Genomic DNA, 14,112 nt, shown 5'->3' with positions numbered 1-14,112 from the left:
TACAGCCAATTTTGGAAGCAATCGCCTGGATGGCAGACCAGTCGGAAGGATGCTGCGCGCGGATTTCTTCGAGTAGCCGGATGGCACGTTTGCGCACTTCGGGGGTGTATTTTGGGGGTGCTGTTTTTTCTTCATGGGGATATCCTCTCACAGATAGGGTTCCCTCCTAATTTCTTGGGGCGGTTCAGCGCCGGAGCATTTGACGGCCCCATGGTTGAAAGCTACCCCGACGGCACACCCAAAAGCATCACCAACTACCGCAACGGCGAGATGGCAGGAAAGCACCCACTACTACCCGAACGGCGCCATCGAGACCGTCATGCCCCACCGAAACGACGAAATATACGATATCGTCGAGCACTACTACCCAAACGGCACGCTGGAATACGAAATACCCTTTTGCAGCCAACCGCGCGGTGCAGCGAAAAAAAAACGGCGGAACCGTTGAACGACGTCTGGTGCGCGGCGTCGCGCGAATTACAGCGCGCTCTGTTCGCTGTGAAAGACGAAATGCTCGCGGATATGCGAGTGGACGAAATAGAAGCTGTGGTCGTAGCGCGGGTGCCAGTTAATCCAGATTTCACTGCGGGCGATGCGATTGGCGACGGTCGCCTCAAGCAGATTGGGGCGGGTTTTGTTGCCAGGATGGTCGTCGTGCTGCCCTACCCGGTAACAAAAAACCGCCCCGGAGGGCAGTTTTTTGCAATTGCGCACGTCGGGCGGTTATTTAATCCGTCCTGGCCGGGCGTGGTAGCCGTGGTAGGCGTCTTCGAGGATTTCTTTCATGTCGCTGACTACCGCGAGGCGCGGGTTGGCAGGCGAGCATTGGTCTTCGTAGGCGAGGTAGGCGATTTCTTCGGCGGCGGCCATCCACGCGGCTTCGTCGATGCCCTGTTCGCGGAAGTTCATCTTGATGCCGACGCGCTCGCCGAGGTCGTACACCGCGCGGGCGAAGCTCTCGACCGCTTCTTCCGGCGTCGCTGCTGGCAGGCCGAGCAAGCGGGCGATGTCCTGGTATTTTTCGTCGGCGCGGTAGTAGTTGTATTTCGGCCAGGTCGCGGTTTTCGCAGGGCGTGTGCCGTTGTAGCGGATGATGTAGGGCAGCAGGATGGCGTTGGTGCGGCCATGCACGGTGTGGAAGATGCCGCCGATTTTGTGCGCGAGCGAGTGCGAGATGCCGAGGAAGGCGTTGGCAAAGGCCATGCCCGCCATCGTCGAGGCGTTGTGCATTTTTTCGCGCGATTCAAAGTCGGCGGTTTTTACCGAGTGTTCGAGGTGCTGGAAGACGATTTTGATGGCTTGCAGCGCGAGGCCGTCGGTGTAGTCGTTGGCGAGCGTGGAGACGTAGGCTTCTACCGCGTGGGTGAGCACGTCCATGCCGGTGTCGGCGGCGACGTGCGCCGGCACGGTCATGACGAAGGCGGGGTCAACGATGGCGACGCTGGGGGTGAGCGAGTAGTCGGCCAGCGGGTATTTGCGGTTGTGCTCTTTGTCGGAGATGACCGCGAACGGCGTCACTTCCGAGCCGGTGCCGGAGGTGGTCGGGATGCCGACGTATTTGGCTTTTTCGCCCAGTTCGGGGAATTTGAAGGCGCGTTTGCGGATGTCCATGAATTTTTGCACGAGGTCGCGGAAATCAATTTGCGGTTGTTCGTAAAACATCCACATGACTTTTGCCGTATCCATTACCGAACCGCCGCCAAGGGCGATGATGGTGTCCGGCGCGAAACTTTTCATGATTTCGGCACCGCGGCGCACGGTGGTGATATCCGGGTCGGGTTCGACGTCGGCAAAGACGGTATAGACGACTTCGTTGCGGCGCAGGTGCAATTGTTCGATGACGCGCTGGAGGAAGCCGAATCGTGCGCCGCCTGGCGAATATCGGCGGTTTTTTCGACATACGCCGGGACGTTGCCCGCGCCGACACCGAGCGCCGGTTTGCCGCAGGAATAAGCGGCGCGCACCATCGCGTTGCCGCCGGTGGCGAGAATGGTGGCGACACCGTCGTGGTTCATCAGCGCCTGCGTCGCTTCCATCGACGGCTTTTCAATCCACTGGATGCAGTGCTTCGGCGCGCCCGCGGCGACGGCGGCGTCATAGACCACCTGCGCCGCGTGCTTCGAGCTTTCCTGCGCCGAGGGGTGGAAGGCGAAGACAATCGGGTTGCGCGTCTTCAGCGCAATCAGCGATTTGAAAATGGCGGTTGAAGTTGGGTTGGTGGTCGGGGTAATGCCGCAGACGACGCCGACCGGCTCGGCAATCAGCGTCAGCCCGCTCACTTCATCCTCACTAATCACGCCGACCGTCTTGGTGTGGCGCATATTGTTGACAACGTGCTCGCAGGCGAACAGGTTTTTCGTCGCCTTGTCCTCAAACACGCCGCGCTGCGTCTCGTCAAAAGCGTGCTTGGCAAGGACGCCGTGCTGGTCAAGCGCCGCCACCGAGGCCTTGGCAACGATGTAATCGACCTGTTCCTGATTCAGTTCCCGGAATTCCTCCAGGGCTTTCAAGGCATTGCGCACCAGCGCATCCACTTGCGCCGCCGCTTCGGCCTGTTTGTCGGTCATGGGTTCCGCCATATTGGGTCTCCTTGAGTCATGGTTGCAGAATGAACCACATGACCTATGTCATGCAGTTTCCCCGGCGCATTTCATAAAAAATTTATATCAATTGCGATGGGAAATCGCCCCGCGTCGCGCACCATGCGTGCGGGATTTTGAACAGGTTTTTAGTCTTTCAGCCGCATTTCTGCCGCGCGGGCGTGGGCAGTGAGGCCTTCGCCACGCGCGAGGATGCTTGCGGGTTTACCCAGTTTCTGCGCGCCTGCCGCCGAGACTTGTATCAGGCTGCTGCGTTTCTGGAAGTCGTAGGTGCCCAGTGGCGAGGCGTAGCGGGCGCTGCGGCTGGTCGGCAGGACGTGGTTCGGCCCGGCGCAGTAGTCGCCGAGGCTTTCGCTGGTGTAGCCGCCCATGAAGATGGCGCCCGCGTGGCGGATTTTTCTCGCCCAGGTTTCGGGTTCGGCAACGGACAGTTCGAGGTGTTCGGGCGCAATCTGGTTGGCGATGGCGCAGGCGTCGTCCAGGTCTTGCGCCAGTATCATCGCGCCACGGTTGGTGAGCGAGGCTTCGATGATGGCGCGGCGTGGCATATCGTTTATCAGGCGCTGCATCGCGGCTTCGACGTCGTCAAGGTAGCGCTGCGAGGGGCTGATGAGGATGGCCTGGGCGATTTCGTCGTGTTCGGCCTGGCTGAAGAGATCCATAGCCACCCAGTCGGCGGGCGTGCTGCCGTCGGCGATGACAAGGATTTCCGAGGGGCCTGCAATCATGTCGATGCCGACCACGCCAAAGACGCGGCGTTTGGCGGCGGCGACGTAGGCGTTGCCAGGGCCGGTGATTTTATCGACAGCGGGCACGCTTTCGGTGCCGTAGGCGAGGGCGGCGATGGCCTGTGCGCCGCCAATGGTGAATATTTTGTTGACGCCCGCGATGTGGGCGGCGGCAAGAACGATGTCGTTGCGCTCGCCGCGCGGGGTCGGCACGACCATGATGATTTCTGCCACGCCGGCGACGTGCGCGGGCATGGCGTTCATGATGACGGAGCTGGGGTAGGCGGCCTTGCCGCCGGGGACGTAGATGCCGACGCGGTCGAGCGGGGTGATTTGTTGGCCGAGCAGGGTGCCGTCTGCGTCGGTGTAGTGCCAGCTTTCCTGTTTTTGGCGGCGGTGGTAGTCCTCAACGCGCGCGGCGGCGGTTTGCAGGGCGTCGCGTGTTGCGGCGGGCAGGCGGGCGAGGGCTTGTTGCAGGTCGTCCTGGCTGAGTGTGAGTTCTGCCATGCTGCGCGCGTTGGTGCCATCAAAGCGGTTGGTGTATTCGAGCAGCGCCGCGTCGCCACGCTGGCGCACATCGGCGCAGATGTTGGCGACGGCGCGTTCTACCGCAGGGTCTTGTGCATTTTCAAAGGCAAGCAGTGCGGCGAGTGCTTGCGGAAAGTCGGTGTCGCGTGAGTTGAGTTTTTTCATGGGATGTCTCGTAAACGGGTGAACGCCGCATTATAGCGGGCGCGGGCGCCGGTTTTGCCGCTTTGGCCGGGTTCTTGGGGGTTATTCAGCTTTCTTTGTCCGCTTTGTAAATAAATCTGTCAATCCGCTGCTTTCCCGCTACACTCTCTCCCGTTATATGAAGTATTGAGGAGTTTTCATCATGAATCCCGTTGTTCTTGCCGTCGGCCTGATGCTCATTTTGTCGATGGCGCGCGTGCACGTTGTTTTTAGCCTCATCATCAGCGCCTTTATCGGCGGCATGGTTGCCGATATTCCGGCGGAGACCATCCTCGCCGCGTTCCCGGATGCGGGGGCGACCACGCCCGATGCCATTCTCAAGCTGAAGTATCTGGTCAAGGTGTTTGAGGAGGGCATCGCCGACGGCACGACGACCGCGTTGTCGTATGCGGTGTTGGGCGCGTTTGCCGTCGCCATTTCTTATTCCGGGCTGTCGCAGGCGATGGCCAATGTTATCGTCGCCCGCGCGCAGCACGGCAAGGGGGGCGGCATCAAATGGCTGATTATCATCGCCCTCTTGGCGATGAGCATCATGAGCCAGAACCTCGTGCCGATTCACATCGCTTTCATCCCGCTGATTGTGCCGCCGCTGCTGGTGGTGATGAACCGTCTTCGCCTTGACCGCCGGATGCTCACCTGTGTGATTACCTTCGGGCTGGTGTGTACTTATATGTTTGTACCCTATGGCTTTGGCGATATTTATCTCAACAAGATTTTGATGGCCAATATCGACAAGTTCGGCAAACCGGTCGGCATGGACGTCAGCGGCGTCAGCATCTATCAGGCGATGGCCATTCCGGCGCTCGGCATGGTTGCGGGGCTGGCCATTGCCGTCTTCTACAGCTACCGCAAGCCGCGCGATTATCAGGATTTGCCGGTGGAAGGCGCGGCGGAACAGATAGAAGTCAAGCCGCTCAACATCATCATTGGTCTCACTGCCGTCATCGCCGCTTTCCTCGTGCAGAAATACAGCGGTTCGCTCATCCTTGCCGGTCTCACCGGCTTTGCCATTTTCATGGTGACGCACGTCATTCACTGGCAGCAGGCCGATACCGTGTTTAACAACGGCATCCGCCTGATGAGCATGATCGCCTTCATCATCATCACCTCCAACGGCTTTGCCGCCATCATGAATGCGACAGGCGGCATTGAGCCGCTGGTGCGCGACAGCGTCGCCTTCTTTGGCGACAACCGCTCGCTGGTGGTGCTGGTCATGCTGGTGGTTGGCCTGCTGGTGACAATGGGCATCGGCAGCTCGTTTTCTACCCTGCCGATCATCGCCGCCATCTATGTACCTATCTGCGCGCGCATGGGCTTCTCGCCGCTGGCGACCGTCGCCATCATCGGCACTGCGGGCGTTCTCGGCGATGCGGGCGCACCCGCCTCCGATACCATCCTCGGCTCGACGATGGGATTCAATGCTGACGGCCAGCACAATCACATTAAAGATTCCGTCATCCCGACCTTCATTCACTACAACATCCCGCTGCTCATCGCAGGCTGGATTGCCGCGCTAGTACTGTGAGCCGGCCTGCTGGAAACGCCGCGGATGCGGCGTTTTTTTCTGCGCTGCCCGCTATAATCGCCGCCGAACCCGCACCCGGAATCCGCCATGACCCTCGAACTGCTCGCATCACACACCAGCTTCAGCGGTGAACAGCACCTCTACCGCCATTACGCCGAAACCCTGCATCGTCCGCTCGAACTCGCCATCTACCTGCCGCTCTCCGCGCTCGGCAAAGCGCGCCCCTGCGACGTGCTCTATTACCTGCCGGGGCTGCAAACCAACGCCCGCCTCGTCGCCAGCCAAAGCGACTACCAGCGCTACGCCAACCGCTACGACACCATCCTCGTCATTCCCGACCTGTTTAACGTCTATCAGGGCGACGACATCGCCCGCACCGGCCAGTACGCGCGCGAACACACGGCGCTTGCCGCTTATCTGCAAGACGAACTGCCCGCCGTCCTCGCCGCGCATTTCGCGCTCAAGCCCGGTCGCGGCATCATGGGCTACGGTTTCGGCGGCACGCTCGCCATCTATCACGCGCGCACGCACCCCGGCAGCTACCACAGCGCCTCGGCGCTGGCGCCGTGGCTCGCCTTCATGGGTACGCCGTGGGGCGACGAACACCTCGCGCGCTTCAACCTGCCGCAACATTTCGACCCGAACGACTGGTACGCCGCGCACCCGGATGCGCCGCCGCTACCGCTATGGATTGACCAGGGCAGCGACGACGACCATCTCGGCAGCAAAATCCGCCTCGATTTGTTTGAGGCGACCGTCGCCACTCGCATCGCCCGCGGTGAAATCTGGATTAACTGGCACCCGCGCTACGACCACAGCTTCTATTTCGTCCACTCGCATATCCGCGAGCATTTCGTCTTTCACAGCGAACAGAGCGCGCGGTAATTCGCGCGACGCCACGCTCCAGGCGTCGTTCAACGGTTCCGCCGGGATTTTCTCGCCGCGCCGTGCGGTTGGCTGCCGGGGGCGATTTCCTGCACGCTCTCGATGTCGCCGTTGGCGTCAAAGCGGGATGGTGCGCCGAGGCGCACCCTATGGCGGATTCTGTGCGTAGTCAACAGTGTTCCCCAACCCGTCGGTTGGGGTGGGTCTTGACCCACCATCACGAAGCGCCCGGATGCAATGGTGGGGCAAGCCCCACCCTACAATTCTCTCCATGCCGCCGAATTGCCCTAACGAAAGGTGACAACGGTATCGCGGGTGAAAAGCTGCCGCAGGCGCTGCGCCGGGTCGTTGAGGTAATAGCTCCGGTCATGCACGGGGTCAATCACCAGCCAATGCCTGCCGGAGCGGTGCATGATGAGCGCACGCGCGGCGATGAAGCGGCCATCCCGGAACAGGGCGAAGCCGTAGCTGATGTCGGTGCGGGTCAGCGAGAGTTTTTCCCTGAGCGGCGTCATCGGCAGCGCGGCGATGTCCGGCGGCAGCACCGGGGCGGTTTGCGGCTTCAGCCGGGCCAACCCTGGCCGGAGCAGCTCCCACGGCGCGAGATGCGGCAGCGGGCCGAAGCAGCGCATGGAAACGGCGCCCGGCCGGTCAAAAATATCGTCTTTGACAAAGGCGCGCTCGCGGGTATCCATCTGGTTGGCGGCCTGCCACACATCCGGCGGCAACAGCGGCACGGTATCGCCGCCTGCGTATGGCGCCAGCATCGCCAGCGTCATCTCGCGTTCGCCTTGCAGATAGCCGCCCGCCGCCTGTTCCTTGCCCGCAATGAGCTGCTCCGCCTGACAGGGGAAGGCCATTTCTTCCCGCCACTGGCAATCGCTTGTTTGCCGTTCGTCCATCGTGCGCAGGTCTTCCTCGCTCAGGGGAAAGAAAGTGCCATCCGGCGCCTGATAGCGGATGTCCGCATAACCGGGCTCGATTTGCCGCTGGTAGAGCGCGCGCAGGCGCAGGCGCGCCACGGCCATCCGCTCCCGCTCCGCCTCGCTGTAATCCTGGGGTTTGCGCTCGTCGCGCAGCGCGGAAAACGCATTTTTCACCGCATCGTTCTTGTCGGCCTCGCTGACCACGACCGGCACTTCATCCCAGGGAAGCAGCGGCGCGGCGGGCGATGCGAGCAGGCGTGCGAGCGTGCCGCCGGGGTCGGTGAGGCGGTAAGCGGTGCGGGCGGGCGGCAGGAAGACGAACCAGCCGCCGTCACCGACTTTTTGCAGGGCGATAGTGGCGATGGGGCGCAGGTCTTTGCGCAACCGCAGCGCATAACCGGCGCGGTCATGCGGCGGCGGCGCAACCGGCGTCAGCGGCAGCGCGGCGATTTGCCGCAACCATTGCCGTTGCCCGGCGACGATAACGGTGCCGTGCCGTTTGTCCATCTGCGCCGCCGCAACGGGCGTGTCCGCAGCGATGATTTCAATGTTGTTGACGTGCCGCAGCAACGCTTCCGGGACGAGGCGGCGCGGGCTGTTGCCCGCCTCAGGCGGCAGCACATGAATGTCCACGGCGGGCAGGACGGGGAAAAACGGCAGGCGGGCGCCATCAACGGTTTCCGCGCGGACGGCGGCACAGACGAGGGCGGTCAGGAGGAGGGTTTTGTGCATGGCGATTCCGGGTGATGTCATCAGATTTATGGCAATGCTCCCAAAGTGCTGTACCAGGCGCAACACCGTATGAGGCTTTCGGTGGATGGCTATACATACACCTTCCCCGCTATCCTGTATGTAAAATGTCGCCCCTCAACCCCAACCGGAGAACCTCATGGCGCAATTTGGCAACGACTACCTCGCGGGCTGCCACCCGGCGATTCTCGACGCGCTCGCCGCGACCAACCTCGAACAATCCGTCGGCTACGGCCTCGACCCTTACTGCGACGCCGCGCGGGCAACCATCCGCGCACTCATCGGCGATGAGGCGGCGGACGTGCATTTTCTCGTCGGCGGCACGCAGGCCAATGCCACCGTCATCGCCAGCATCCTCCGCCCGTGGCAGGGGGTGATTGCCGCCGACTGCGGCCACATTGCCACCCATGAAACCGGCGCGGTGGAAGCGCACGGCCACAAGGTGCTGACCCTGCCCGGAGCAGACGGCAAGCTCGATGCGGCGCAGTTGCGCGATTTCATGGAAAGCTACTGGCAGGCAAGCGGCATCAAGGAGCATATCGTGCAGCCGGGGATGGTTTACCTGTCGCAGCCGACCGAACTCGGCACCGTTTACAGCCGCGCGGAGCTGGCCGCCATCGCGCAAACCTGCCGCCATTACCGCCTGCCGCTGTTTGTTGACGGCGCGCGCCTCGGCTACGCCCTCGCCCCCGGCGTCAGCGACGTGTCGCTGCCCGACCTCGCCGCGCTCTGCGACGCCTTCACCATCGGCGGTACCAAGTGCGGCGCGCTGTTTGGCGAAGCGGTCATCATCAGCAACGACCTTTATAAAGAACACTTCCGCGCGATGATGAAACGCGGCGGCGGCCTGCTCGCCAAAGGGCGACTGCTCGGCATCCAGTTTGAGGTGCTGCTGCGCGACGGCCTCTACCAGCGCATCTGCGCGGCGGCGATTGGCTACGCGCGCGACATCCGCGCCGCCTTTGCCGCCCAAGGCGTGGAATTCTACGGGGCATCGTCCACCAACCAGCAATTCCCCATTCTGGCGCGCGAACAGGCCGATTATTTCCGGCGCGCATTTGGTTTTGCCTACTGGCAGGCGCATGGCGACCGCCACGTCGTGCGCTACTGCACCAGTTGGGCGACCACAGCGGCGGAGGTGCGCGAGTTGATTGCCGCCATTGCCCCCAAATAATGCCCCTGTTGCCCGCCCGCACAGCCCTGTCCTAGCCACCCGGAATCTCGCCCATGAATACCGACAACCTGTCGCCTTTACATAAAATTATCTTTTCCGCACTGTACAGCATTCTCGTCATCTATATTTGCACCTGCTTTGAACCCCAATTTTTCATCATTGACGATGCCATTAACGAAATGCTCGGTTCATTTACCCAATATGGCAAACGCTGGAGCAGCGGGCTGGTACCGCTGATTGTAGAAAGTATGTATTTGGGCGGCAATTCGGTTATCGAGCTGGATCGGGGACTGTTCCTGCCGCAGAATATTATTGCCAGCATTTTGGCATACAAGACACACAATTTGCAGCTCACCAGCCTGTTTATGGCATTCTGCAATCTTTTCCTGATTACCCTCTCCGCCACTACCATCGCCGAACATTTCCGTCTTAGTCGGCCTTACACCTTGCTTTTTGCCGCCTTTGTCGCCATCAATCCCGTCTTTCTCTACCAATATGCCCCCGGCTGGTGGAATGCGGCCAATGGTCAGGCCTGGGCAACTGCCGCCATTGCCACATTCCTGCTCGCCAAAACGCGATTTTCGCCCATAGCCCTGTTGCTGCATTTCCTTTCCGTCTGCTGTTTGCTGGCATCCGGCTGGCCGCACGGCGTCATTGGTTATGCCACCTTCGCCCTGCTCATACTGATTACGGAAGGGTTCAAAGCTGAGAGCCGCCTGGGCAACGGCATGGTCGTGCTGGTCAATATCCTGGCGCTATTGATGGCCGTACCCATCTATTCGGAATACCTTTATTCGGCAACGATGATAGAGCGCGTTTCCGAGATTTACAATACAGACAATTTCCTCCGTCCGACACTTTCGAGCATTGTATTTGGCTTTAATCCGACGTTCTATGATTTTATCCATTACTTTAATGGCTACCGGCTGTTAAGCATTCCGGTTGGATTTTCTGTCATTTTCCTGCCGCTGGCGCTTTGCTTCAGGGATGGCAAGACGCTTTGGCAAAAAGATTCAACCACACAGCTGCTGGCAGCAATGCTCCTGTGTTACTTCCTGCTGACACAAATGCCCTCCCAGTTTGGCCCGTTGCGCTGGCCGTTCCGGCTGCTGCCCTTTCTCAGCATGGCAACCGGGCTGCTGGTGTGCCATGTGCTGGACAAGGGCAACCCCGTGCGCCATTTCCAACCCTATTTGCTGACCATATTGGTCTCTTTCCTCATCGCCCTTTTCACCTCAGTCGGATTCAAGGAGCACCTGCCTTATGTGCAGCTTTCTTGCTTGCTACTGTTTTTAATCCTACCGTTTGTCTTTGACTTTCTGGAAAAACGGCAACCGTATTTGCTGCTCACTTTTCCCGTGGTGGTGCTGCTCGTGATGCTCTCTGGACAACCCACATTGGGCAGGGAATACGTTTCTTTCACCACACCGCCAGAGCGCATTGCGATAAATCCGCGTATCAATCTGGATGGTCATATGCTTTCGCTGACCGGCATTTTTGATGATGCCAACCGGCTGGACAAATTAATGTCTGCCCAGTTTGGCTTTTATGACATCAAATCGGTGAATGGTTACGTTCCGGTGGGCAATATCTATCTGCAAAAAGTTTTCCCTTACCATTCTACCCACGGTTTATTTGAAGCGGAGCCGTCATTGGATCATATCCTGCATACCCGACAATACGGCGCCTGCCTGGCCAGGCTGATGCAGATCAGTACCATCTCCATGGAAAAAACCCAATTCAAAAAATACAAATCTGCCTTGCTCGCCTGCGGCTATCGCGAAACGATATTTGTTGAAGATGAACGGGTATTTGTTTCCATGCCCTTTGCGGAAACCGCCACCTGGAAACATCATCAGCCCTTTGTGTTCCCTGCGGATATCGCCATCGAAACGGTGCGCCATACCAACAATAAAGATTTAATCAAATTGCCCGCCCATGACGACCGGGAAATCGTCCTCATTTTTCCACGGGTGTGGTGGCATGGCTATTACGCCAAAATCAATGGCATCTATTTGCCCGTCGAGCAGGATGACAGTGGCGTATTGACAAAAGTAACCGTGCCGCCGATGGGCGAGGGAATACTCAAATTGAATTACTTTCCTTATACCTGGCGCTTCGTCTGGTGGTGTCCGCTGCTTGCCCTGTTGGGGATGGGCCTGATTGGCGCGGGCGCAAAAAAATGGCGCGGCAAAAAAAGACTTTTTGCGTCCTGATAACGGCATGGCATCCAAACACGAAATCTTTGTGAGGAAATGCGAGGATTTGCGTGAGGTTTGATGTTCATCAAGCCGCCGGAATGAAGGTCTTGTTAGAATGCCCCCACTCCAATAAAGGCAATAATCAAGTGGGGAAATCATGAGACAGTTAGCTTTCGCCAGCACTTTGTTGCGGCGTCTCGCGGTAGCGACGGTGGTCGCTGCCGCATTATTTTTTGTGCAGTCCGCGCTGGCGGCGCCAATGCCGACGGCGAAGGAGCTTCGCGCGGCGCTGTTTCATAGCGATGGCTCCTTGCAGGAGTTCACCGGCAAGGTACCGGCGACCGAGTTTTTCCCCGATGCCACCGGCTACGGCACGATTCAGGACAATCCGCCCATCGTGCCGGTGCTCAAGGGCGAGGAAGTGCTCGGCTATGTTTTCCTGAACTCAAATTATGTGCCGTCCGGCGGTTATTCCGGCAAGCCGATTCATATCATGATTGCGGTGGACAAGGATTTCACCATTAAAAAGGCGAAGCTGGTCAAGCATTCGGAGCCGATTGTGCTGATTGGTATTCCGGTGGAAAAGGTCAATGCTTATATTGATGCCTATTCCGGGCGCAATTATCCGCGCGATGGCATGAATCAGGAGGCGCCGGATGTCATTAGCGGCGCGACGGTAACGGTGATGGTGATTAATGAAACCATTGCCCGTTCGACGATTGCTGCGGCGAAAGCGATGCAGGGCGGCGAAGGCGATAATGCCGCGCCCGCGCAGCCGAAGGAATTGTCGGTAGTGGATATGGATAATCAAAAGGTCAGTTCCTGGCAGGAATTGACCGGCAATGGCGCGGTGCGTTCGTTTCATTTGACCGTCGGCGAGGTCAATGAGGCTTTTGCCAAATCGAAACACCCGGAAGCGGCGGAGCATTCGGAAAGCAGTAATCCGCAGGATGAATTTATCGAGATGTTTTATGCGCCGGTATCGGTGCCGTCGATTGGTCGCAGTTTGCTCGGCAATGCCGGTTATGAGCAGTTGCAGAAGCAGTTGAAACCGAATCAGCAGGCGATTCTCGTCGCTGGTAAAGGGCTTTATTCGTTCAAGGGTTCGGGTTATGTGCGCGGCGGGATTTTTGACCGGCTGAAATTGAAGCAGGATGGCGGCGGTTTTCACTTCCGCGACCGCAATCACCGCCGCCTCGGCGATATTCTCGCCCAGGGTGCACCGCGTTTCCCGGAAATCGCGTTGTTTGTGGTGCCGGAGGAGCAGACGCTGGATGTGGCGCGGCCGTGGCAGTTGGAGCTGCTGGTGCAGCGCGCTACCGCTGCGCGGGAAAAGGCGTTCATTACTTACGATATGGATTACAGCCTGCCCGCCGCTTATTTGAAGCAGATTCCCAATCCGGATTATGTTGAGCCGCCGCCCGCGCCGCCACAGCCGGAAGTGGTTGCCGCCGCCGATAATGGCGGGGCGGTCGCCGCCGATGCGGGCGAATCCAGCGTGCAGGAGAAGATTGCGCGCCAGGCATGGAAAGACAAGACGGTGCAGATTGCGGTATTGTCCTTTGCGATTTTTGTGCTGGTCTGCGTTTTTATGTTGCAGGAATGGATTACTTCGTATCCGCGCGCTTACAAGGCGTTCCGCATTTGCTATCTTACTTTTACTTTCTTTTGGCTCGGCGGTTATCTCGGTGCGCAATTATCGGTGAACGGGCAATTGTCGGTGGTCAATGTCCTTACTTTTACCAATTCGCTCGTCCATCATGAGTTTAACTGGAATACGTTTTTGATGGATCCGGTGATTTTTATTCTGTGGAGTGCCACCGCTTTTGGTGCCTTGATGTGGAATCGCGGCTTTTTCTGCGGCTGGTTGTGTCCGTTTGGTGCATTGCAGGAGCTCACCAATTTTATTGCGCAGAAATTGGGCGTGCGGCAATTCAAGTTTCCGTTCAAGGTGCATGAACGGATGACGGCGATTAAATATATTATTTTCCTGCTGCTTTTTGGTTTTTCTTTGTACGATATGGGGCTGGCGGAGCATTTGGCTGAAGTCGAACCATTCAAAACCAGTATTATTCTGAAATTTGGCCGCGCTTGGCCGTATGTCGCCTTTGCCCTGATTCTGCTGTTGATTGGTCTTTTTATCGAGCGCTTTTATTGCCGCTATTTGTGTCCGATGGGCGCGGCACTTGCCATTCCCGCCAAATTGCGCCTCTTTAACTGGCTCAAGCGCTATCAGGAATGCGGTAATCCCTGCCAGAAATGTGCGCAGGATTGCCCGGTCGAGGCGATTTTCCCCGAAGGCAATATCAACGAGAATGAATGTATCCAGTGCCTGAACTGTCAGGTGCTGTATCATGACAAGTCCCGCTGTATGCACCTGCTGCTGGAAATCGCCAAGGCACAGAAAGCGGCGGAGCGGCAAAAACGGGTGGAAGCCATCCGCAGCGGCGAAGTTGCCCTGAAACCGGTCGGTGGCGAGTCACCCGTCAGCGGGGCAACCGGCTGAACTATAGCGATACACGCGGAGCTCTGTACAAGGCGCGCCGCCGAAGACAGTACAAATTAGTACGGCGAGGCGGCGCAACACCGTA

General features: G+C 58.8%; 10 protein-coding genes and 1 pseudogene. 6 read left to right on the top strand and 5 right to left on the bottom strand.

Going from position 1 to position 14,112, the window contains the following annotated elements; translation table 11 throughout:
- Positions 1–319 precede the first annotated feature (319 nt).
- Positions 320–448, top strand: coding sequence for a hypothetical protein (locus ACO54Z_RS10445; protein ID WP_485996952.1), 129 nt, complete (start codon positions 320–322; stop codon positions 446–448).
- Positions 449–477: 29 nt separating this feature from the next.
- Here the strand turns inward: ACO54Z_RS10445 and ACO54Z_RS10440 are convergent, their stop codons facing one another.
- From ACO54Z_RS10440 to hisD, 3 genes and pseudogenes are all read right to left on the bottom strand, one after another.
- On the bottom strand, positions 478–714 hold the full coding sequence (locus ACO54Z_RS10440) for a hypothetical protein (protein ID WP_485996951.1): 237 nt from the start codon (positions 712–714) through the stop codon (positions 478–480).
- A gap of 9 nt (positions 715–723) precedes the next feature.
- Positions 724–2,567 (bottom strand): annotated as a pseudogene (locus tag ACO54Z_RS10435) (iron-containing alcohol dehydrogenase).
- 161 nt (positions 2,568–2,728) lie between these two features.
- Positions 2,729–4,021, bottom strand: coding sequence for a histidinol dehydrogenase (gene hisD, locus ACO54Z_RS10430; protein ID WP_485996950.1), 1,293 nt, complete (start codon positions 4,019–4,021; stop codon positions 2,729–2,731).
- A gap of 181 nt (positions 4,022–4,202) precedes the next feature.
- Between hisD and ACO54Z_RS10425 the strand changes: the two genes are divergently transcribed.
- Positions 4,203–5,585 carry a Na+/H+ antiporter family protein gene (locus tag ACO54Z_RS10425; RefSeq protein WP_485996949.1) on the top strand — a complete coding sequence of 461 codons (1,383 nt, stop codon included), beginning with the start codon at positions 4,203–4,205 and terminating at the stop codon, positions 5,583–5,585.
- Between the two features lie 87 nt (positions 5,586–5,672).
- Entirely contained in the window at positions 5,673–6,470 is a 798-nt protein-coding gene (locus tag ACO54Z_RS10420; RefSeq protein ID WP_485996948.1) for an alpha/beta hydrolase, read from the top strand.
- Between the two features lie 29 nt (positions 6,471–6,499).
- On the opposite strand, the gene ACO54Z_RS10415 is transcribed toward ACO54Z_RS10420, so the two are convergent.
- Complete coding sequence (locus ACO54Z_RS10415) at positions 6,500–6,643, bottom strand: hypothetical protein (RefSeq protein ID WP_298080759.1); 144 nt, start codon at positions 6,641–6,643, stop codon at positions 6,500–6,502.
- A gap of 114 nt (positions 6,644–6,757) precedes the next feature.
- Positions 6,758–8,128 (bottom strand): hypothetical protein, encoded by a 1,371-nt coding sequence (locus tag ACO54Z_RS10410; RefSeq protein ID WP_485996947.1) that lies wholly within the window; start codon positions 8,126–8,128, stop codon positions 6,758–6,760.
- Positions 8,129–8,285: 157 nt separating this feature from the next.
- On the opposite strand from ACO54Z_RS10410, the gene ACO54Z_RS10405 reads away from it, so the two are divergent.
- From ACO54Z_RS10405 to ACO54Z_RS10395, 3 genes are all read left to right on the top strand, one after another.
- Positions 8,286–9,320, top strand: coding sequence for a threonine aldolase family protein (locus ACO54Z_RS10405; RefSeq protein WP_485996946.1), 1,035 nt, complete (start codon positions 8,286–8,288; stop codon positions 9,318–9,320).
- Between the two features lie 53 nt (positions 9,321–9,373).
- Entirely contained in the window at positions 9,374–11,536 is a 2,163-nt protein-coding gene (locus tag ACO54Z_RS10400; RefSeq protein ID WP_485996945.1) for a hypothetical protein, read from the top strand.
- Between the two features lie 142 nt (positions 11,537–11,678).
- On the top strand, positions 11,679–14,027 hold the full coding sequence (locus tag ACO54Z_RS10395) for a 4Fe-4S binding protein (protein ID WP_485996944.1): 2,349 nt from the start codon (positions 11,679–11,681) through the stop codon (positions 14,025–14,027).
- Positions 14,028–14,112: the final 85 nt, after the last annotated feature.

The sequence above is a fragment of the Cardiobacterium sp. genome, from assembly GCF_057314735.1.
The sequence above is the reverse complement of the archived record's forward strand: the minus strand, read 5'-3'. Positions and strand labels throughout refer to the sequence as shown.